The sequence below is a fragment of the Clostridiales bacterium genome (assembly GCA_015243575.1).
Taxonomy (GTDB): domain Bacteria; phylum Bacillota; class Clostridia; order Peptostreptococcales; family Anaerovoracaceae; genus Anoxybacterium; species Anoxybacterium hadale.
The window spans coordinates 4,749,905-4,771,039 of the sequence record CP042469.1 but is presented as its reverse complement, the minus strand read 5'-3'; the positions used below and the strand labels follow the sequence as shown (position 1 = coordinate 4,771,039).

Annotated in this window: 18 protein-coding genes; 6 read left to right on the top strand and 12 right to left on the bottom strand. The window is 43.5% G+C overall.

Annotated features, from left to right (window positions below; genetic code table 11):
* The first annotated feature begins 103 nt into the window (after window positions 1-103).
* Complete coding sequence (locus tag FRZ06_20895) at window positions 104-1,015, top strand: MerR family transcriptional regulator (GenBank protein ID QOX65631.1); 912 nt, start codon at window positions 104-106, stop codon at window positions 1,013-1,015.
* Here the strand turns inward: FRZ06_20895 and FRZ06_20890 are convergent.
* Window positions 1,004-2,065: a HAMP domain-containing histidine kinase gene (locus tag FRZ06_20890; GenBank protein ID QOX65630.1), complete on the bottom strand. Its 1,062-nt coding sequence runs from the start codon at window positions 2,063-2,065 to the stop codon at window positions 1,004-1,006. The genes FRZ06_20895 and FRZ06_20890 overlap by 12 nt on opposite strands.
* On the bottom strand, window positions 2,062-2,736 hold the full coding sequence (locus tag FRZ06_20885) for a response regulator transcription factor (protein QOX65629.1): 675 nt from the start codon (window positions 2,734-2,736) through the stop codon (window positions 2,062-2,064). The genes FRZ06_20890 and FRZ06_20885 overlap by 4 nt, the downstream gene beginning before the upstream one ends.
* Window positions 2,737-2,898: 162 nt before the next feature.
* On the opposite strand from FRZ06_20885, the gene FRZ06_20880 reads away from it, so the two are divergent.
* Together FRZ06_20880 and FRZ06_20875 are read left to right on the top strand one after the other, a co-directional pair.
* On the top strand, window positions 2,899-4,092 hold the full coding sequence (locus FRZ06_20880) for an efflux RND transporter periplasmic adaptor subunit (protein ID QOX65628.1): 1,194 nt from the start codon (window positions 2,899-2,901) through the stop codon (window positions 4,090-4,092).
* Between the two features lies 1 nt (window position 4,093).
* A complete protein-coding gene (locus tag FRZ06_20875; GenBank protein QOX65627.1) occupies window positions 4,094-7,204 on the top strand; it encodes an efflux RND transporter permease subunit in 3,111 nt (1,036 codons plus the stop codon).
* Window positions 7,205-7,466: 262 nt separating this feature from the next.
* Here FRZ06_20875 and speE read toward each other — a convergent pair whose 3' ends face one another.
* Together speE and speD are read right to left on the bottom strand one after the other, a co-directional pair.
* Window positions 7,467-8,342 carry a polyamine aminopropyltransferase gene (gene speE, locus FRZ06_20870; protein QOX65626.1) on the bottom strand — a complete coding sequence of 292 codons (876 nt, stop codon included), beginning with the start codon at window positions 8,340-8,342 and terminating at the stop codon, window positions 7,467-7,469.
* A gap of 18 nt (window positions 8,343-8,360) precedes the next feature.
* Window positions 8,361-9,143, bottom strand: a complete 783-nt coding sequence (gene speD / locus FRZ06_20865) for an adenosylmethionine decarboxylase (protein ID QOX65625.1) — start codon at window positions 9,141-9,143, stop codon at window positions 8,361-8,363.
* A 416-nt stretch (window positions 9,144-9,559) separates the two neighbouring features.
* On the opposite strand from speD, the gene FRZ06_20860 reads away from it, so the two are divergent.
* Window positions 9,560-10,135 (top strand): hypothetical protein, encoded by a 576-nt coding sequence (locus FRZ06_20860; protein ID QOX65624.1) that lies wholly within the window; start codon window positions 9,560-9,562, stop codon window positions 10,133-10,135.
* Between the two features lie 217 nt (window positions 10,136-10,352).
* Here FRZ06_20860 and FRZ06_20855 read toward each other — a convergent pair whose 3' ends face one another.
* Together FRZ06_20855 and FRZ06_20850 are read right to left on the bottom strand one after the other, a co-directional pair.
* Window positions 10,353-10,784 (bottom strand): ACT domain-containing protein, encoded by a 432-nt coding sequence (locus FRZ06_20855; GenBank protein ID QOX65623.1) that lies wholly within the window; start codon window positions 10,782-10,784, stop codon window positions 10,353-10,355.
* Window positions 10,784-12,097: a phenylacetate--CoA ligase gene (locus FRZ06_20850; GenBank protein ID QOX65622.1), complete on the bottom strand. Its 1,314-nt coding sequence runs from the start codon at window positions 12,095-12,097 to the stop codon at window positions 10,784-10,786. Before FRZ06_20850 ends, FRZ06_20855 begins: the two co-directional genes overlap by 1 nt.
* 361 nt (window positions 12,098-12,458) lie before the next feature.
* Between FRZ06_20850 and FRZ06_20845 the strand changes: the two genes are divergently transcribed.
* The gene (locus FRZ06_20845; GenBank protein QOX65621.1) at window positions 12,459-12,842 is read left to right on the top strand and encodes a desulfoferrodoxin; all 384 of its coding nucleotides are present in this window, start codon (window positions 12,459-12,461) and stop codon (window positions 12,840-12,842) included.
* A 21-nt stretch (window positions 12,843-12,863) separates the two neighbouring features.
* Window positions 12,864-13,265: a bacteriohemerythrin gene (locus tag FRZ06_20840; GenBank protein QOX65620.1), complete on the top strand. Its 402-nt coding sequence runs from the start codon at window positions 12,864-12,866 to the stop codon at window positions 13,263-13,265.
* 103 nt (window positions 13,266-13,368) lie between these two features.
* Here the strand turns inward: FRZ06_20840 and FRZ06_20835 are convergent, their stop codons facing one another.
* The 6 genes from FRZ06_20835 to FRZ06_20810 all read right to left on the bottom strand — a co-directional run bounded on the left by FRZ06_20835 (window position 13,369) and on the right by FRZ06_20810 (window position 20,961).
* Entirely contained in the window at window positions 13,369-15,813 is a 2,445-nt protein-coding gene (locus tag FRZ06_20835) for a sodium-translocating pyrophosphatase (GenBank protein ID QOX65619.1), read from the bottom strand.
* A 318-nt stretch (window positions 15,814-16,131) separates the two neighbouring features.
* Window positions 16,132-16,911 (bottom strand): methyltransferase domain-containing protein, encoded by a 780-nt coding sequence (locus tag FRZ06_20830; protein ID QOX65618.1) that lies wholly within the window; start codon window positions 16,909-16,911, stop codon window positions 16,132-16,134.
* Window positions 16,912-17,086: 175 nt separating this feature from the next.
* Complete coding sequence (locus FRZ06_20825; protein QOX65617.1) at window positions 17,087-17,887, bottom strand: ATP-binding cassette domain-containing protein; 801 nt, start codon at window positions 17,885-17,887, stop codon at window positions 17,087-17,089.
* Window positions 17,884-18,819: an ABC transporter permease gene (locus tag FRZ06_20820; GenBank protein QOX66032.1), complete on the bottom strand. Its 936-nt coding sequence runs from the start codon at window positions 18,817-18,819 to the stop codon at window positions 17,884-17,886. Before FRZ06_20820 ends, FRZ06_20825 begins: the two co-directional genes overlap by 4 nt.
* A gap of 79 nt (window positions 18,820-18,898) precedes the next feature.
* Window positions 18,899-19,927, bottom strand: a complete 1,029-nt coding sequence (locus FRZ06_20815) for an ABC transporter substrate-binding protein (GenBank protein ID QOX65616.1) — start codon at window positions 19,925-19,927, stop codon at window positions 18,899-18,901.
* A gap of 92 nt (window positions 19,928-20,019) precedes the next feature.
* The gene (locus FRZ06_20810) at window positions 20,020-20,961 is read right to left on the bottom strand and encodes an L-lactate dehydrogenase (GenBank protein ID QOX65615.1); all 942 of its coding nucleotides are present in this window, start codon (window positions 20,959-20,961) and stop codon (window positions 20,020-20,022) included.
* Between the last annotated feature and the right edge of the window lie 174 nt (window positions 20,962-21,135).

Genomic DNA, 21,135 nt, shown 5'->3' with positions numbered 1-21,135 from the left:
TTCATGTACCTCAGGTCAAGCAGCCTTCATCTCAAATGTCCCTCATTGCAGTTGATCCTATTTTATGATAAAGTGTACGGTAACCATATAGTCAAGGGGGGAGATGAAAATGACACAAAAAAATTGTCTGGACAAAGAGCATTGCCAAAAGAATGTCCCGAAGGAGATGGAGTACTCCTTTGAAAAGCAGAACAAGGCTTTTGAGGCTTACTTTACTACGGGTGAGTTTGCAAGATTATGCAAGGTGAAGAAGCAGACGCTGTTTCATTATGATGAAATTGGCATCTTTTCTCCTGAAATAAAGAAAGAGAACGGCTATCGATATTATTCCTACAACCAGCTTGAGGTATTTCAGGTAATCTCGGTGCTGAAGGAAATGGATATGCCGTTGAAAAGCATTAAAGAATATCTGAATCATCGCAGTCCCGAGGATTTGATCGACCTGCTGAGCGATAAGATCAAGGAAATCGATCGTAAAATGGAGGATCTAAACTGGCTGAAAAATATGCTGAAAACCAAGGTTCGGCTTACTCAGGATGCGCTAAAGGTAACGACAGGAACCGTGATGACAGAGGAACTTTCAGAAGATGAATACTTCCTTGCGACTCCCTACAACGGCACGGAGGACGCAAAAAAAATGGCCCAGGCCATTGCTGGTCATCTGAATCTGTGTCACGATCTGGATATTTACAGTGCGTACTCCATTGGCGGGATGATTCCGACAAGTAAAATCCCAAATGAGACAGATTACAATTACTCTCATTTTTATACGAAGCTCAGCGGCAATGAAATTCATGCCGTAAATCATAAGAAACCCCGGGGCCGCTATGCCGTGATCTACCACTGGGGAGGGTTCGACACCGCCATTGCGGATTATGCCAGGCTGACAAAGTATGTTGCCGCAGAGGGATACTCTATGGGAGAATTTTTTTATGAGGACGTCATTCTGGATGAGCTTTCAATGAAGGGCTACGACAATTATGTGCTGAAGATCTCTGTGAAGTTACTGTATTGAAATGAGCGTTCTTGCCACCGGCAATGTAACAACAAAGCTGGAACCAAGGCCAGGCTCGCTCTGAACACTGATCTTGCCATGGCTTAAATCAATGATCCGCTTGACGAGGGCCAATCCCAGACCATTTCCTTCAATACTGCCGGAACGATCCTCCTTGAAGAATTTGTCAAAGATATATTTCTGGACTTCAGGAGTCATACCTACCCCAGTATCGGAAACTGTTATTTGAACGCTTTGAGGGAACTCCTTTAGCAGAATATTGATCTCACCATTCTTCGGAGTAAATTTGACTGCATTATTGATGAGATTAATCCAGACCTGCATCAGCAGCTCTTCGTTACTGAAGTAAAATACATGATCCAGATCGATATTGAGCGTGAGATGCTTGCGTTCCCAGAGTGGCTCAAGTAAAAGTACGGCCTGTCGAATCTGCTCATCCAATCGGAATCGTTTCTTTTCTGTTATCATTTCTTTGTTTTCCAGATTGGAAATCATCAGGATACTGCTGGAAAGCTGTGCAAGCTGCTTGATACTCTCAGTAATCTTTTCCAGAAATTCCCGATATTCCTCTATCGTAAGTTCCGGATTCCGAAGTATCGTTGCATAGCCTTCTATCGCGGCCAAGGGCGTTTTGAATTCATGGGAAACGGTGACTACAAAGTCATTTCGTAAGGCTTCCATATTACCAAGCTCATGCACCATAGAGTTAAAATTGTCAGACATATTTTCCAGCTCTTTCACGGTTCCATCGTAGTTTAGTCGAATGCTGAAATCCCCTTTTGACACGTTTCTCATTGCCTGACTAATGTTATTAATAGGCTTAAATACATGCTTCCCGATAAAATAACTGATCGTACTTGCAATCACAACACTGAACAATAAGACTCCAAACAAGGTGGAAAGAGCCTTTGGACTTTTAACATCATCCGCAATCCCCACATAAGCAATGGCGTAAATAATAAAGATTACAAGAAGAGATGTGAAGATAATATTCAAAAACACGAAGATTACAAAGGCAGCCCATAAACTTGGAAATGTGATCTTTTTCATTCTGTTCTCACCGCCTTATATCCTAATCCTCTCACTGTAACGATTTCAAAATCGCTGCAATTCTTAAACCGCTCTCTCAAATGATTGATGTGGACATCTACCGTACGCTCGTCTGAGACGGTGTCAATTCCCCAAATCTCATCCATGATCTGCTGTCTGGTGAAGATTTTTCCTGAGGACGAAATTAACTTAAACAATAGTAAGAATTCCTTCAACGGAAGGATACTGACCTCATCACCCTGCACCACCGTCAGCGAATCCATGTCAAGGATGGTGGAACCACAGATAATCCTACGTTCGTTCACAATCCGTGCTCGCCGTAATAGCGCTCCGATCCGCAGTATCATCTCGTCCCAATTGACCGGCTTGACCATATAATCGTCTGTTCCTGAAAGAAACCCCTTTTGCATGTCATGAAAGCTTTCTCTTGCTGTAATCATCAGGATCGGCATGTTATATCCGTGCTCTCTGAGAGTCTCAGTCAGTTCAAAACCATCCATTCCGGGCATCATAACATCCGTAATGATTAAATCAATATACTCTTTGTCTAAAATTTCTAAAGCAGCCAGCCCGTTGTCCGCAATATACGGATTGTATTTATTCATCCGAAGGATGGTGCTGTAAATGCTGCCAAGCTTTGCATCATCCTCAACAACAAGAATATTAAACATACAAAGTCCTCCTCCAATCCATATCAGTTTTCTCCCATAGCTCAATTGTATCCGCCCTATATTAACTGGACATTAAGAAAATAATTGAAAGTTAATGTTCAATTAATAATGGTTTAACGTTGATTTAATAAAACCATTCTATCATAATACCAGTCGTATTAAATGGAATTTCTCAGAGTGTGTATGAGAAAGAATAAAATGGAGGAATCAATGGGAAATGTTGAAAAAGCAAGCCGAATTCTTTTAAAGAATTTGCTGGGTCATAAAAAGATCATAATCATAGCGGTCGTATTAATCGTGGTACTCTTAACGGGATTCAATATTTTCGCAGAGAAAAAGACGCCAGGGGGGATGGAAGCGTCAGACAATATCGTCGCCGTAGAAACAGAGACGGTAAAACTTATAAATTCATTTGGGGGATTAATATATAAAGCAAATCTGAATCCGGCTGAGGCAGCCGCTGTCAGCAGCGGGACATCAGGGCAGGTTACTCAAATCAGCTTTGAGAACGGCGATTTGGTGACCCAAGGGCAGCCGCTGGCGTATCTTGATGACAAGGATCTGCAGAATGACCTGAAGACAGCCCAACTCGATCTGAGTAAGCTCGAATTGAGCCTGGAATCTGCAAAGAGCGATTATGATATCGCCGCGCAGTTGTATGCGGAGGGCGCCTGCTCCAAAACGGCTTATGAGGCTGCAATGCGCGCATATAAGACGTCTCAGGCCAATGTTCAGTTGAAGCAGGTTGATATCCAAGATATTACAAATTCACTAAATGATTGTGTGGTGAAGGCGCCCATCACCGGTGAAATCAGTGGAAAAAACATTAGTGTAGGTCAGTATCTCAATCGAGGAACGGTCATCGCAACAGTAAATAACAATACCACAATCAAGGCCGAAATCCAACTGATGCAGGAGGATTTGAGCAAGGTTGCTGCTGGTCAAGAGGTTATTTTAAGACCAGATAAGAACGCAGGAACCGAATACAAAGGGATAGTGGAAAGCATCGCTGCCTCTGCAAACAGTCAGACCAGAGTCTTCGACTGTCTGATCAGAGTCGACAACGCGAGTGGATCGTTAAATTCGGGAACCTTCGGATACATTGAAATCTCCAGCCAGGAGAAGCCTCAGACTCTGGCCGTTCCCATGAAGGCTGTTGCAGGGACAGGGGGAAATTATTCAGTGTTCACCCTTGATAATGGTACTGCCCGTCGTATTTCTGTTACCATTGGCGAGACTTCGGAGGACATGATCGAAATCACTTCAGGTTTGCAGGAAGGAGACCAGCTCATCGTTACCAATTTAAATTCTCTCCAGGATGGAGATCTTGTGACTGTGATCGGAGAGGAGAAGTAATATGTTTCTTACCGATATCAGTTTAAAGAGACCTATTTTCGCCATCGTCGTCATCATTGCACTCCTGGCGATGGGAGTCGTCAGCTTTCTGGGACTCAATCTAAACGATATGCCGGAAACCGATCTGCCCTATGCGATGATCAACATTGTTTTGCCGGGAGCATCTCCGGATCAGATGGAATCCAAAGTAACAAAAGTCGTGGAGGATGCAGTAGGTCAAATCTCTGGTGTAAAACACATTACAAGCCGCGTTGGAGAAAGTTATTCCATGACGGCCATCGAATTCGACAGTTCCAGAAACGCCGACGATGCGGCTCAGGATGTACGGGCCAAGCTGAGCAGCATACGCGGTTCTTTGCCCGATGATATTCAAGAACCTGTCATCTCAAAAGTCGACTTTAATGCCATGCCAATCCTTTCTCTGGCAGTCAGCGGTGACTTGGATGAAGCTGCACTTTCTGAATTGGTGGATGAAACCATCGTACCTTCATTAAATGCTGTGGAAGGAGTCGGATCCATTGACACCTATGGTTTGCTGGAACGGGAAATTCAGATTAACGTGGATAAAGAACGGCTGGCAGCCCTGAATCTTACAATTAATCAAGTCATCGGGGGGCTCAGCAGTGATAATATCGACATTCCCAGCGGAAAGGTTGCCGATGATTCCCGTGAGGTTACGCTTCGTACCTACAGCGGCATGAAGAATGCCGCAGAATTCGAAAATGTAATTATTGCCAACAGGAATGGCACGGAAATCCGGTTGGGCGAAATTGCAAAGGTCGTTGACGGATACAAGGAGAAAGAAAGCATTTCTTTTTATGACGGTGCAGAATGCATCGGAATGGATATTGTCAAGCAGTCAGGAACCAATACCGTTGCTGTAACCGATGATATCAAGGCGAAGATTTCACAATTACAAGCCGCGCTTCCTCAGGGAATTCATATCAATGTGGTAAGCGACAATTCTGAGTTCATCCGATCTTCTGTGGAAAGCGTTGAGAGTACCATGGTAGAAGGCTGTATCCTGGCAGTTGTAATTATTTTTCTGTTTCTCCGTACTCTGAGCAGTACCGTAGTCAGTGCCGTCTCCCTACCGACTTCCATCGTTACAACCTTTGCAGCAATGAAGCTGATGGGATTTACGCTGAATACCATGAGTCTGATGGCACTGTCGCTATCTGTCGGTTTGCTGGTGGATGATGCCATTGTAGTTATTGAAAATATTGTAAGGCATCTTCGTATGGGTAAGACTCCAATGCAGGCAGCAAAAGAAGCTACAGGAGAAATCAGCCTTGCAGTCTTAGCCATTACACTCACCATTGTGGCGGTATTCCTTCCCATGTCCATCATGTCCGGAATACTGGGTTCATTTTTCAGAGAATTTGGTTTGACCATCGCTGTTGCCGTACTCGTTTCTCTATTCGTCTCCTTTACGCTTGTGCCGCTGATGTCGGCCAAATATGTCAGGGAAGAAGAGGAAGAACATGAACCGAGAGGCATATTAGGAAAGTTTCTTGCCTGGTTCAATCATCAGTTTGACCTGCTGGGTATTTATTATAGAAAGATTCTGGATGTCATTTTAGAGCATCGAAAAAAGACCATCCTGGTTACCATTGCGCTGTTTGTTTTCAGCCTGGTGTTGATTCCTATGATGGGGATGGAGTTTACACCTGCGCAGGATAATGGCACCATTACTGTCAGTGCCGACCTGGATTCGGGTCTGTCCCTTGCAGCGGCGCAAGCAAAAGCAAAGCAGGTGGAGGAGATCGTCAGCCGCTACCCTGATGTAAATTCTGTATATACAACGGTGGAAAAAGACCGTATCAGCTTAAACCTTGATCTGACGGATAAAGAGGATCGAAAACTGAGCTCAGATGAAATCAGCGCACAAATGCGCAAAGAGCTCAAACTGATTTCGGGGCTTGATCTTTCAGTGACAGGAACGACAAGCATGGGAGGCTCCTCTGGAAAAAACTTTTCTCTCCATTTCCAAGGAGAGGATTTTGATGAACTGCTGCGATACAGCCAAAAGGCCAAGCAGCTTCTTGCAGGAATCCCCGGTGCTGTGGATGTGGGAATCAGTTATAAGGCGGGAAAACCAGAGACAACAATTCTAGTCAACCGTGATACTGCTGCGGACCTGGGTGTGGCACCTTCCAGCGTATCAAGTACCTTAGGCATTCTTTTTAACGGAGTGACGGTAGGACAATATGAGGAAGGCGGAGACCGAATTGATGTGAAGGTCAGCGTAGACAATGCCCAGAGCTCTAGTCTGGACAATGTTGGAGGAATCTATCTAGCTAGTTCAACAACCGGGGGAATGATTCCCATCGAGCAGCTTATTACGAAAGAATACGGAACCGCTTCTTCCCAGATCAACCGTTATGACAAGGTTCGAGATATTCAGGTCCAGGCAAACTACGAGGGAATTACATCCTCCGAGCTCAGCAGAGCCTTCTTGGATAAACTGTATAAAGAGCTCCCTCCTCCGGCAGGAATCACGGTCAGCTCTGGCAGTGATCAGCAGATGATGGAGGAGAGCATGGGAGATCTGGGCCAGGCAATGATATTGGGAATCCTGTTTGTATTCCTGATTCTGGCTGCTCAGTTTGAAAGCTGGATCGATCCCCTTGCCATCATGGTATCTCTGCCTCTGGCAGTCATTGGCGCGATGATTGCCCTCTTTGTAACAGGAGCAGGCCTGAGTATGGTTGGACTCATTGGAATTATCTTCCTGATGGGGCTCGTTACGAAAAACGCAGTTCTGCTGGTAGATTTTATCAAGATGAGGCGTGAGGATGGACTACAGCGAAAAGAAGCGATCCTGGAAGCCGGGATGATACGTCTGAGGCCGATCATGATGACTACCTTGGCTATGATCTTCGGTATGCTTCCAACGGCACTGGACTCCGGTATGGGCTCTGAAATGCGCCAGCCTATGGCGATTGCGATCATCGGCGGGCTGATTTCCTCCACCCTGCTGACCTTGCTGGTCATACCTGTGGTTTATACCTTACTGGATGATATGAAGAAAGTGATTTCCCGGCTGAAAGAACGAGCGCCGGGCATGAAAAGGAAAGAGAAAAAGGCTCTTAAAAGAGAAATCGGATAAGACCTGATTTAGCAAATACCTAACCTTTTGATAGATACACACACATGCAACGATCTATTCCTGATGAAAGGAAACCGCATCGCACGATCGGTTTCCTTTCATCAGGAATAGATCGTTTGCATTGATAAAACAAGTTAAATTTCTGCAAAAGGTCATGATACGCCAACAAAATGATTCATAGCCAAATATGGCAGAAAAAGCTGCCTCCGGATCAGCGGAAGCAGCTTTTGATTAATCGTCAATTATTTTATTATTCTTATTCCTACTCCACAGATGCAAGAATCTCTTTCACATAGTTGGGCAGAGAAAATGCTCCCTTGTGCAGGTCTGTATTGTAATATCTTGTCTCAAGACCAAGTGCATTCCATGCTTCAGGCTTCATGTCCTTCATAGGATCGAGCGCCTTTGAAGCGAATCCGAAGTACCAGTAACCGGATGCGTAGGTTGGCGTATTGAAGCCAAATACCTTTGCAATGGGGAAGGTTTTCTTAATCTTAGCATGGGCCTTTTTCATCTCTTCGATGTCGCCATCATAGAAAGCACCTTCATGCTGATTGATTAAGATACCGTTGTCGCTGAGTACTCGGAAGCAATCCTGATAAAAGCCAACGGTGAAGAGTCCTTCTCCCGGGCCAGCAGGATCGGTAGAGTCCACAAGGATCAGATCATATGCTCCTGCAGGAGCTTCTTTCACAAATTTTAAACCGTCGTCGAACATAAGGTTCAATCTAGGCTCACTAGAATATACGGAGGAAGTGGATGGCATGAACTTCTCGCATGCTCTGACGACTGCTTCATCGATTTCAACCATATCAATCTTTTCGATGGATTTGTATCTGGCAACTTCTCTTGCTGTGCCTCCGTCTCCGCCTCCGATGATCAAGACATTCTTGATGTTCGGATTTACGCACATTGCCGGATGGCAGATCATATCATGATAAACAAATTCATCCTTCTCTGTTACCTGTGTATATCCGTCCAGAACCATGAATACTCCGAAGGTCTCATTTCTGAACATCTCTAATTTTTGGAACGGCGTCTGCTCTACATGCAAAACTTCATCAATTTTGAGAGAGAGCTTTACGTCGTCATCCATATAATATTCTGAAAACCACAAATCACTGTTCTTTAATAACATTCACTACACCTCCAATTATTAGATCTTGTCCGGCATGTTTCTGCCGTAAAAGACTTCATCCATTTCTTTTCTTAGTTTTGAAGTAATTAAATTGATCTCATCCGTGGAAATATCATCCACAGAGAAGTTAAAGAAATAATTGTCCAGATCAAAGTTTCTCAATTTACATTTCGTATGAAATATATTTTCCTGAAAAACGTTGACGTCAATCATATAGTATCGATCAATCAGATCCTGCGCGATGTAATTTTGGATCGAGCTCAGTTTATGATCGATAAACATCTTTTTGCCGGTGATGTCTCTGGTGAATCCCCTGACACGGTAATCCAGCGTCATCATATCGGCGGCAAAGCTATCAATTAAGTAATTCAATGCCATCAGAGGTGAAATTTCTCCACATGTTGATACATCAATATCTGCCCTAAAAGTACAAACGCCACCGTCCGGGTGATATTCCGGATAGGTGTGCACCGTAATGTGACTTTTGTCCAAATGAGCAACAACGGAAGGATTATCAATCTTTACATCAGTCTCCGGAGGAGCACTGCCCTCACAAATTAAGATGGTTACGCTCGCCCCCTGGGGGTCGTAATCCTGAACAGCTACGTTCAGAATTTTGGCGCCGATAATCTCAACCACATTCTTCAGGATTTCGGTCAATTTTTCCGCATTATATTGTTCATCAATATACTCAATATAAGCGCGCCGATCCTCTACCGTTTTGGTGTAGCAGATATCATACATGTTAAAGCTCAGTGTTTTTGTCAGGTTATTAAATCCATGTAGCTGTAATTTTTCCAACTTTACCTTCCCACAACCTTTCTTATCGTAATTGTTAGCTGCCTATCAAAATACATGTTAATTGAATTTTGGCAGACAATGATCCATAGAACAATTATACATTGTAACACCAGCATGTCAAAAATGCAATGATCTTGACAGAAGATTTTTCTTGCAATGTATGGCATTTGCTCGCCTAGGCCCAAGTCCTCTGTTTTCACAACAAAGAAAAAGATGCGGCTAAGATTTCATAAAAATGCAAACCCTATTATGGTATAATAAACGTAGTATTTTAGCAATTGCGATCATTGCAGCTTACTAAGATAAAGATAAGCAATAAGATATAAGCAATAGCAATAAGCAATAAGCAATAAGCAATAAGCAATAAGCAATAAGCAATAAACGATGATACACAATGAAGTTCAGAGGTGATTACGATGACAGATGCAGGAATTAAGAAATTATTGGGCGTACTGCTCAGAAATAAAGAGATTGCCTACTCTCTATTGAGCGCTTTCAAAGCAGAGGATATGGAAAGAGGCATCCTCGCAATCCCCGAGAGTATGATCAATCGGGATTTTAAGATGCTGATTATGGACAAGGCTTCTCCTTTCCTAAACGATTATCTGATGACGTTTCAGCAAAACTCTATCTATATGGAGCTTGACGGTAATGCCAAGCAGCTTGGAAGGATCAAAGCGATGCTGATGCTTACATTTGATCGTTTTGAATTTCAAAACGGAACTCATCGGATGACCTTTACGTATCATGAAGATATCAAATCCGAAGGCAATTTTGTTCAGAGTATGGCTGTTAAGGCTGCGGGCTTAAAGGGAAGCTATCTCCAAACAGCAGCTGAGATGGCAAAACTAGGCTGGTTGTCAGTGACAAAGGATACCTTGGTCATTGACATCGATGCCCACGATATCGCAGAGAAAATACCCCCTTCACTGGAACTTGATTATCTAAGCTGTGAAGACGGAATCCTCAAGTTCAAATTTATGATTCATTAGTTTTTGTGATATAATAAGCAGCCAATTAAATCAATGAGGTCAATGCAGTCAATCAAAAATATAACGAGCCGCTGGAGGAATCAATCAAAAACATACGAGCCGCTGGAGAAATCCGGCGGCTCGCTCTATATTTATTACTCGCTTTATCAAGATCTGTCATGATCTTTCTATGCTTCTGTATTTCAATACATCCGTATCTTTATACTGATATGTTTCATTATTTTCCGTAGATTTCTTCCTTATTGACCACATTGATTCCATGTGCAGTCAGTTCGTCCACCGCTTTCTCCTGCTGATCAACCTTCAAAACAACGTAGGGCATTTCCTTTTGCCTCATAATAAAGGAATAGATATATTCAATATTGATATCCGCATCCCGAAGAATTGAAAAGATGGTGTTCAGGCTGCCCGGCTTATCCTCAGGTTCTACGGCGATGACCCTGCTGACCTTTGCAACTACACCTTCCTTGTTCAGTACGTCCACCGCACGATCCGGGTCATCTACTACGATCCTGAGAATTCCGAATTCCGCAGTATCAAACACTGCAATCGCTCGAATGTCAATATGATGCGCTATTAGAATATCGGTGAGCTGGGACAGGCTTCCTTTTTTGTTTGGAATAAAAATTGATATTTGCTTAATCAACATTATTTTACCTCCCTCATATCGATTACTCTTTTCGCCTTGCCTTCAAATCTGGCCAGGCTTCTTGGCTCCACTAAATTTACTTTTGCATCAATTCCCAAAACAGTTCTCAGCTGCTGCTTGACCTTCTGATTCAGATTCTCTAAAAGAGTGAAAGAATCCAAAAGATTTGCATCGATTAACTCAACATCCACCTCGATTTTGTCAAGATAACCTTTTTTAAATACCTTGATCTGATAATGAGGGCCGATTCCTTCCACATGAAGAAGTACATCCTCAATCTGAGACGGAAATACATTGACGCCGCCCAGAATCAGCATGTCATCAGAACGTCCTTGAATCTTTGACATCCTCACCGTAGTTCTGCCGCAATCGCATTTCTCATAATGAAGGGATGTAATATCCTTCGTTCTGTATCGCAAAACCGGAAGCGCTTCTTTGGAAAGGGTTGTGATCACCAGCTCTCCTACCTCTCCTTCTCCCAAGACTTCACCAGTCTCAGGATTGATGATTTCTGGGAAAAAGTGATCTTCATTGATATGCATGCCGCGCAAGGCACGACATTCGCCTGACACACCAGGACCGATGAGCTCGCTCATACCGTAATTTTCTGTAGCAAAGAGACCCCATCTTTCATTGATTTCTCTTCTCATACCTTCCGTAGAGCCTTCTCCGCCAAACAGTCCCCATTTTAAGCTCAGGTCTTTCTTGGGATCAATGCCCATTTCCAACGCAACCTCAGCCATATGTAACGCATAGGATGGTGTGCTGATCAGGGTTGTTGTTCCGAAATCCTGCATAATCATGATCTGTTTTTCCGTATTACCGCTGGACATGGGGATGACAGAAGCCCCGATTCGCTCCAGCCCCTGATGGAGGCCAAAGGCGCCGGTAAACAATCCATATCCGAAGGCGATTTGAGCAGTATCCTCATCGGTAACACCCGCCATTGTTCCCAGCCTTGCGATCAATTCAGACCAAACGTCCATATCATTTTTTGTGTACCCTACTACCGTGGGCTTGCCTGTGGTACCGGAAGATGCATGAAATCGAACAACATCTTTTTTCGGGGACGCAAAAAGTCCGAAAGGATAATTTTTTCTAAAATCATCTTTTACTGTAAAAGGGATTTTCTGCAGGTCTGCCAGCGTCTTGATATCGCCTGGTTCAATTCCTGCCTCCTTCAGCTTTTCTCTATTATAAGGGACATTTTGATAAGTCCGCTCAACCGTTTTCTGAAGCCTCAAAAGCTGCAGCTTTTCAAATTCTTCCCGTTCAAAAGTTTCTTCTTTGCTCCATATTTTGCTGGCAATCATTTTCCTGCATACCTCCCAAAAATCATTCATAATTATGCACAAATAAAGGAATGTGCGCGAAAACGCCTTCAAAAAAAGAACGATACCTCGGTAAATAGAAGTATCGTTTCCACTCATTCATTTGTACCCTGCTATGCTACTTACCTACAAGCCAGATTATATCACATCCTGAAATCCTGTTCAAGGCATGGATTTCTATATTCTGGAGGAATGAAAAGAATCCATAGTCGGAAGCGTTAAGCTTTTGTGATTCCCTCGTTAATCTTTTGATACCTTTCTTGTTTGATTTCGAAAGAATGTGGTATAATTTTTTTAGTTCACAAAAAAATTACATTATGATAGATTGAAAGGAGTTTACATTATGAAAGAACCAAAATTCTTTATCTGCAAGCACTGCGGAAACATCATCACTTTACTGGAGGAGTCCGGTGCCCCGGTTTCATGTTGCGGGGAAAACATGACTGAAATGAAAGCCAACACAAGCGACGGCGCAACTGAAAAGCACGTTCCTGTTGTAGAAGCTGACGGAAGCACAGTGACTGTAGCGGTTGGAAGCGTAGCCCACCCCATGCTGCCAGAACATCATATCGCTTGGATCTACCTTCAGACAAGTCTGGGAGGACAGTTCAAATATCTTGAAGTCGGCGCAGAGCCAAAAGCCTCCTTTGCTCTGAGTGATGGCGAAACTGCTGTTGCTGCATACGAATATTGCAACCTGCACGGACTGTGGAAGGCTGCTATATAAATAACGAAAGGATACCGTAAGATGGCAATTGAATGGACATCGAATTTATCCGTTGGAGTCGGAAGTATCGACCAGCAGCACCAGAAGCTGTTTGATATGGCAAATCAGCTCTTTGAAGCAGGAAAAAATAATAAGTCAAAGGAATTCATCTCTCCGTTGCTGGGCTTTTTAGATGATTATACCAAAAAGCATTTCAAAGATGAGGAAAGCTACATGCTCTCTATCAACTACCCCGGCTTTGAGGGGCAGAAAAAAATGCATGCGGATTTCATCGGAGCACTGGCAAAGCTGAAAAAAGAATACGAAGAATCCGGCGGAAATATCATCGTGATCCTCAATGCCAATCAAATGGTCGTTGACTGGCTGTTGAAGCACATTTCCGTTGAGGACAAAAAAATAGGTGTTTTTGCAAACAGCCGATAACCATGATCGGATTCTTTTCGCCGATAAGAACAGCTATAGAAACCCAATTAAAACAGAAAAGCTCTGTGCCAAATGGCACAGAGCTTTCCACTTTTTGTATAATTTATTCTTCTGCCATACTTACGCTTTCCGGTTCCGCCTTCGGCTGGATTCTCATTGTGTAGAAGGTACGATACACAAATACCAAACCAATGACAAAGAAGATACCACCAACGTAAGGCGCAATGCCCTTAAACGAATCGGTAATTGCAATTTCCATTGCCAGCAGACCGAAAAGTGTAGTGAACTTAATGATGGGATTTAATGCAACAGAGGAGGTGTCTTTGAACGGATCTCCTACCGTATCTCCTACGACAGTGGCATCGTGAAGCTCCGTACACTTCATCTTTAAGTCAACCTCAACCACTTTCTTTGCATTATCCCAGCATCCCCCCGCGTTGGCCATGAATATCGCCTGATATAATCCGAAAACCGCAATGGAAATCAGATATGAAACGAAGAAGGAAACCGGGTAAGGGCTTTTTGCCGGCGCAGAGAAAAACGCAAAAGCAAGTGTGAATGAGAATACAACGATAAAGATATTCAGCATACCCTTCTGTGCATACTGGGTGCAGATTTTTACAACCTCTTTGGATTTTTCAGTAGAAGCTTTCAGGTCCGCATCCTCATCAAGTCTAATGTTTTGTTTTATGTATTCCACTGCTTTATAAGCACCTGCTGATACCGCCTGCATAGAAGCTCCAGTAAACCAGTATATTACCGCCCCTCCGCAGATAAAGCCGAGTATCGTATAGGGATTCAGCATATTCAAAATCAACTCAGGCTTAACCCCTATAACCTTTTCAATGACAAGGATCAGAGAGAAAATCATGGTGGTGGCACCGACAACCGCCGTTCCGATCAATACAGGCTTGGCAGTTGCCTTGAAGGTATTTCCTGCCCCATCATTTGCCTCAAGGAAGTGTTTTGCAACTTCAAAATTTGGTTCAAAACCATACTTCTGCTTAATTTCTTCGTCAATCCCTTCCGTGCATTCGATCAGAGACAACTCATAAATAGACTGTGCGTTATCCGTTACCGGACCATAGCTGTCCACCGCAATGGTGACAGGTCCCATTCCCAGGAATCCAAAGGCAACCAGACCAAAAGCAAAAATCGAGGGATAGATCATGATATCTGCAAGACCAAAGCCGCTTGCCAAATAAGCGATGAGCATGAGAATGAAGAACACCATACCCATCCAGAAAGCGCTGAAGTTTCCTGCTATGAGGCCAGAGAGAATATTCAGGGATGCTCCGCCTTCTCTGGAGGTATTGACAACCTCATTAACATGCTTTGATTTTGGGCTTGTAAAAACCTTTGTAAGCTCTGGAATCAAAGCTCCTCCGATGGTTCCGCAGCTGATAATGCAGGACAACACAATCCATAGATTGCCTCCTGCCGCATAGACTATGGTACCTGGGCCGATGAGAACGTAGCTGACAATAAAGGTTACAACGATAGATAAAATTGAGGTCATCCAGACCAGGCTGGTCAAAGGTTCTTCGAAATCTAAATCCACTGCATTCTTATATTTCTCATTTGTAACCACTCTGTTGATAAAGAACGCAGTTACAGATGTAATAATCATAAGAACGCGCATCGTAAAGATCCAGACAAGAAGATCTCTTTGCAGATCACCGGTTACGGCAAGTACGATAAAAGAGACCAGTGCCACACCGGTTACACCGTATGTTTCAAATCCATCAGCGGTAGGACCAACGCTGTCTCCCGCGTTGTCTCCGGTGCAGTCTGCTATAACGCCTGGATTCCTGGGATCATCCTCACCGATTTTAAATACGATCTTCATGAGGTCTGATCCGATGTCTGCAATCTTTGTAAAAATTCCACCAGCAATTCTAAGAGCCGAAGCGCCAAGAGATTCTCCCACCGCAAACCCAATAAAACTGGCTCCGGCAAGATCTCTCGGAATAAAGAGCAGAATCACTAGCATCATAAATAGTTCTACGCAAATCAGGAGAACGCCGATGCTGATTCCAGCATCAAGTGGTATATTTAATAGCTTTAAAGGTTTCCCTTCAAGTGATGCGAATGCCATTCGGCTGTTAGCCATGGTATTCATGCGAATTCCGTACCATGCGACTCCATATGAGCCCAAGATACCAATTACAGACCAGAAAAGGATTACACTGACTCCTCCAATACCTTTTCCTTCCAGTACACCGAAATAGAAAGCTATGCAGGCACCGATGAAGACTAAAAGAAGACCAAGAAATTTTCCCTGCTGAATTAGGTAGGTTTTACACGTCTCATATATTGTGTTTGCTACATCCAGCATTGATTGATGTGCCTGAAGTTTCTTCACCTTATTGAATTGATAAAACCCAAAAAATACCCCAAGAACACAGATCGCCATACCGATCATCAACAGTGAATTCTGGGACGAGCTTAACTGCGGAATGTCCAAGTCTGCTTCATTGGCGTAAGCCGTCACAGGTGTACATAAGACGAAAAGTCCTATCATGAGGCTCTTCATTTTACAGTGCATTTTAATACACCTCCTCGTTAAAATATATTATAAGCACTCAATTATCTTACATCAATTTAACAACCTTATCAACAAGAAGCTTGAATATATTTCGACAAGATTCGACGTTTCACTTCTGAAACCAGTTTTAATTCAAATGTGAGTAATTGCAACATTTACATCAATTAATTCATGATTACTTTCGCGAATACCCTACATAAACCACACCATTTTAAATTGTATTTTTTGTGATGTTTAATCATTATTTTCTACAAATATCACCATTCTTTTTCATGCATAATTATTCACATTATGCTTCTTTATGCGTAATTTGAGCCCTTATCGTCTGCACCTTCCCCCTCGTTTTTCTTTGACAAAGACAAAATTCATATAGGTACTTTTCTCATCATAATGATAAGGTTCATAATCCCCGTAAACTGCTTTCACAGAAAATCCTGCTGACCTCGCCATCTGACAAATCTCTTCTTTTGTAATTACGGAAAAACGTACATCAAGACAGCGTTTCTCAATCATTCTATTATTAGAATCGTAGATTTCATAAAACTGAGTGCCGCTGATGATCTGCAGATCACTCAAATAGATATTATAATAGGTGATTACCATGGATCTTCCGCCGTCCAGATTATATTTCCCCAAATATTTGATCGTTCCATCAGCCTGTTTTACCCGGTAAAACGGATTATATAGTGCACAGAAAAATATACCGCCCGGTTTGAGATGTCGGTAAATGTTTTGGATCGCCTTTCGCTGTTTTGCTTTATCCAAAATTTCAGATAAGGAATTGGAGGGGATGACGATCAGGTCATAAAGATGATCCATTTCAAGCTCACATACATCCTGGCAAACAAGACGAGAATTTTCTGACTCATCGCCAAGTTTTGACCGAAAAACTTCCAGCATTTCCTCTGAATAATCCACACAGGTAATGGGAAAGCCCTCCCTGATTAAAGGGATGGACACCCTTCCTGTCCCACACATCAGTTCTAAGATGTTTTCCCTGTTTCTGCAGAGGTTTCTATAGAAATTCAAATCGTATGAACCTGTGGCATAATAATCATAAAGATCGGCAACATAGCCAAAATCAATATTTTTTTCCATATCCGACGATCCCCCCAGTGCCTTGCAGCAGCAGGCATATGACTAGTGTCATGTAACATTTACTTTCATTACATGATAACAGCGTCATTATTATATATATGCTGGGACGAGATGAACAGAAACATTGAGAAACGCTGAATTCTTAAGAATTCAGCGTTTCTGTAAGTCCATATTATTATAACGAAAGCATCGTTCTGTCGGACAGCATTTGTCCTGATTGATCGGTATAAAGGTCCACCAATTTTCTCGGAGTCATTTCTGCTCGTTCCGGTCCATGGATATCCAACACCAGCGTTCCTCGATCCATCATGATGGTTCTGGTTCCAAAGGTCAGAGCCTGATTCATATCATGTGTGATCATCAACGCAGTCAATCGGTTTTGTGCGATAATCTGCCCGGTTATTTCCAGCACCTTCATTGAAGTAACTGGATCAAGAGCTGCAGTATGCTCATCCAGCAAAAGCAGCTTCGGTTTGGCGATCGTTGCCATAAGCAGTGATGCAGCCTGTCTTTGTCCTCCTGAAAGAAGTCCCATCTTTGTTTTCATCCGGTTTTCCAGCCCCAAGTCCAGAGTCGCCAGCAATTCGCGGAAGTAGTCAGAATCTTTACGGCTCACTGCGAAAAAAGATCTTGAAGCATTCCTTGTATAAGCCAGTGCCAGATTTTCTTCGATGGTCATATTGGGAGCTGTTCCGCGAAGGGGATTTTGAAACAGGCAGCCGATCTTTTCCGCTCTTTTATAATCCTTCCAATAGGTAATATTCTCTCCGTCCAGTATGATTCTTCCGCTATCCGGAAGGAACTTTCCCAGAATTGCATTGAACAGCGTAGATTTTCCTGCGCCGTTAGAGCCAAGTATCGTTATAAATTCTCCTGTTTCCACCTCTAGCGAAAAATTGTCCAGTGCAATTTTCTGGTTTGCAGTTCCCGTCTCAAAACTTTTTGTCAGGTGGGTGATAGAAAGCTGTGAACTCATTTGTATGCCTCCTTTTCTCCCGCACGGCGAATCCGCATGGTGTTCATTTTTTCTTTGGTAAGCGGCATTACAAGTGCAATTGTCACAATAAGGGCAGACAGTAGCTTGACCATATAACTTGGCATATCAATCTGGTAAGCACCCTGAAGAATAATGCGGTAGATCACCGAACCAACCACAGCCGACACTACGCCGATGGTAACGCCTCGCTTTCCAAACAGTGCCTGGCCGATAATAACGGAGGCTAAGCCCACGACCAGCATTCCATTACCGCTGCCCAGGTCCGCATAGCGCTGCTGCTGGCAAAGCATCGCTCCAGACAGTCCAACAAGGCTATTGGCCAGCATGATCCCGAAGGTACGGGAACGATCGGCATTGATTGAGGAAGATCGCACCATCTCTTCGTTATCGCCTGTGGCCCTGATGGCCATGCCCGGCCGCGTTTTAAAGAAGATGCATAAAATGATAGAAACCACCACTACTATAATTGCAGATAATACAAGTGCAGAAATCTCTCCGCTGCCGAATACCGATGCCATCATTTTATAAATGGTCTGGCTCGCAACGGGTACCTCAACACCAGTTTCATTGGTCTGCATGCTTTGCAGGTAAAGGTTCGCCTGCCCGCCAAGCACCATGTAGTTAATGGTATATAAGCCTGTCATGGTCAAAATTCCAGATAAAATGGCATTAATCTGCAATGTTGTCTGCAGGATTCCGGTTACGAGACCTGCAATCATTCCTGCTGCAGTGCCCGCAAAGACGGCAGCAATCGGATGCCCTGCCACAGTTACCATGGCACAGACTGTCATCCCGAATACAAAGCTGCCATCGATTGTCAAATCCGGAGTATTCAAGATTCTAAAGGCTATAAATACGCCAAGAGCCATGGGTGCATAAATTGCACCCTGGCCCAGCGCTGATAGTAGCATGTCAAAGTATAGCATATCTCATATCTCTTATCTTCTCTTTAAAATAAATATCGACGGTTATAGATGCTTACCGAAAGATTTATTGGCCAAAATGACTCGTGCCATCCTTTTCAACCAGCACGCTGAATCCCTCCAGCATCTGATCCGTAAGCGCAAAGCCGATTTTGTCTGCTGCCTGTAAATTCACAAACTTGGCATATTCGGCAAGTGTTTCGTATGGCATTTCTGCAGGGGATGTACCAGCTGCTACCTTTTCAACCATCGCTGCGACCTGTTTACCCAGCTGTACATAGTTCACGCCAATGGTTGCAAAGCCTCCGTCAGCAACCATGGAATCTGCTCCGCAGTATACAGGGATTTTTTTTGCATAAGCTGCATCGGTGTAGGTTGGCATTGCGGATGCGATGGAATTGTCATTTCCGGTATACAACGCATCAACGCCTTTCGATAGCAGACTGTTTACTGCTGCTTGAAGTTCTGTCAGGCTCGCAATGGAGGATTCTTCATAAGCAATTCCATTCTCATCACAATAAGCTTTGGCAGCTGCAATGGTAGCAACAGAATTGGTTTCACTGGAAGTATAAAGAAACCCAATCTTTTTATAATCCGGCTGGAAATTGGATATGAGTTTTACAATCTCGTCGGATGGAATGTTGTTGGATACTCCAGTAATATCCTTGCAGTCTTCTCCAGTCAGTCCTGCCGCCACAGGGTTTGAAACTGCGGCAAACACAATAGGAGTTCCATCCCCATCAAATACGCTCTTTGCACTCTGCGCAGTCGGAGTTGCGATTGGAATAACAATATCAACGCCCTTGGATTTTACATTCTGCAAAATAGTAGCAAGAGCTGAAGTGTCTCCATTCGCATTAAGGGTTTCAATTTCAGTATTGAGGCCGGATGCTTCGAGCTCAGAAATGATAGTATCCCGAATTTGATCCAACGAAGTATGACTCATTGGCTGAACAATCGCGATCTTGAGCTTTGGCTTTACATTTTCAGGTGTTTCTGCGCCGTTATCGGCCGTCTTGCCTCCGCAGGCACTCAGACTCAAGGCTACAAGGGCAGTTACGACTGTGAACAGAAATATTTTTTTTAATGCTTTCATAATAATACACTCACTTTCTATGAATCAATATTAACCGATGGTTAAATTTAAAATATATAAAATGCTTCTAATTTTGTCATATCACTTATCATTTAAGCGTTTTGTGGAGCTGCTGCCTGCGCCATTGCGATATGTTTTCGAATGATCTCACAGGATGTATTCAGTTGTTGCTGCTCTTCGGCTGAAAGTGCCAACACTACAATTTCTTCAATCCCATTTCTGCCAATCCGACAAGGAACACCGCAGTGGACCTCTTTCTGCCCGTATTCTCCTTCCAGCAAAACAGATAGTGGGAAAATCATTTTTTCATCTCTTAGGATACCCTCACAGAGCAGCGATAACACTTGACCGATTCCAAACTCCGTGGAATTCTTGCCGTTAATAATATCCATTCCACTCATCCGAGTTCGTTGCAGTACCACTTCTTTGTCGAGCTGTGCAAAACTTTCAAAAGGCTTACCATGTATCAGTACTTGCGAAAAAGGAATCATGGAGGAATCACCGTGCTCGCCCAGGGAAAACGCTCTGATTTCACCTCGCTTTGCTCCAGTTTCTTCAGACAGGATTCTGATCAAGCGAGCCGTATCCAGCAAAGTTCCAGTTCCAAAGACTCTGAATCGATCCATTCCCAGTCCTCGACGGACATAGTCAGCAACGATATCAGCAGGATTTGTTATGGTAACTACGATCCCTCTTATTTCAATTTGCTTTAGCTCACCGATCAGAGCATTCAGCATCCTTGCAGAGCTTTCCAAAAGATCCAGCCGGGTTTGCCCTGGCTGCCTGGGTTCTCCGATTGCGATGACAACGATATCCGCATCAGAACAGTCCGAATAGCTTCCTGCCCTTACTTCCGTATTCGCGGTCAGAAAGGAAAGTGCATCTCCTACATCCAACGCTTGTGCTTCTGCTTTTTTTCTGTCAAGATCAACCAGGACAATTTCACTGCAGACGCTTCGCCAGGCAAGAGCCATCGCACAATGCGAGCCGACATGACCAGCGCCGATAATTACAATTTTTCCATAGTTCTGCATATTATCCTCTTTCCTTTTTTCAAAAATAAAAAGCCCTTGATCTAACGTACAGATCAAGGGCGAAAATACTTCCGCGGTGCCACCTTGTTTCAGTTCTATCAAGAACTCTCAGCAGGATACAAACATATCCCTGACCACTTACGCGGATCCTACGTCGGCGCATTTAACGCCGCC

Coding starts and splice junctions, on each gene's coding strand:
- FRZ06_20895 (QOX65631.1), top strand. CDS start 104: ATGAAAATGACACAAAAAAATTGTCTGGACAAAGAGCATTGCCAAAAG.
- FRZ06_20890 (QOX65630.1), bottom strand. CDS start 2,065: ATGAAAAAGATCACATTTCCAAGTTTATGGGCTGCCTTTGTAATCTTC.
- FRZ06_20885 (QOX65629.1), bottom strand. CDS start 2,736: ATGTTTAATATTCTTGTTGTTGAGGATGATGCAAAGCTTGGCAGCATT.
- FRZ06_20880 (QOX65628.1), top strand. CDS start 2,899: ATGGAATTTCTCAGAGTGTGTATGAGAAAGAATAAAATGGAGGAATCA.
- FRZ06_20875 (QOX65627.1), top strand. CDS start 4,094: ATGTTTCTTACCGATATCAGTTTAAAGAGACCTATTTTCGCCATCGTC.
- speE (QOX65626.1), bottom strand. CDS start 8,342: ATGTTATTAAAGAACAGTGATTTGTGGTTTTCAGAATATTATATGGAT.
- FRZ06_20860 (QOX65624.1), top strand. CDS start 9,560: ATGACAGATGCAGGAATTAAGAAATTATTGGGCGTACTGCTCAGAAAT.
- FRZ06_20855 (QOX65623.1), bottom strand. CDS start 10,784: ATGTTGATTAAGCAAATATCAATTTTTATTCCAAACAAAAAAGGAAGC.
- FRZ06_20850 (QOX65622.1), bottom strand. CDS start 12,097: ATGATTGCCAGCAAAATATGGAGCAAAGAAGAAACTTTTGAACGGGAA.
- FRZ06_20845 (QOX65621.1), top strand. CDS start 12,459: ATGAAAGAACCAAAATTCTTTATCTGCAAGCACTGCGGAAACATCATC.
- FRZ06_20840 (QOX65620.1), top strand. CDS start 12,864: ATGGCAATTGAATGGACATCGAATTTATCCGTTGGAGTCGGAAGTATC.
- FRZ06_20835 (QOX65619.1), bottom strand. CDS start 15,813: ATGCACTGTAAAATGAAGAGCCTCATGATAGGACTTTTCGTCTTATGT.
- FRZ06_20830 (QOX65618.1), bottom strand. CDS start 16,911: ATGGAAAAAAATATTGATTTTGGCTATGTTGCCGATCTTTATGATTAT.
- FRZ06_20825 (QOX65617.1), bottom strand. CDS start 17,887: ATGAGTTCACAGCTTTCTATCACCCACCTGACAAAAAGTTTTGAGACG.
- FRZ06_20820 (QOX66032.1), bottom strand. CDS start 18,819: ATGCTACTATCAGCGCTGGGCCAGGGTGCAATTTATGCACCCATGGCT.
- FRZ06_20815 (QOX65616.1), bottom strand. CDS start 19,927: ATGAAAGCATTAAAAAAAATATTTCTGTTCACAGTCGTAACTGCCCTT.
- FRZ06_20810 (QOX65615.1), bottom strand. CDS start 20,961: ATGCAGAACTATGGAAAAATTGTAATTATCGGCGCTGGTCATGTCGGC.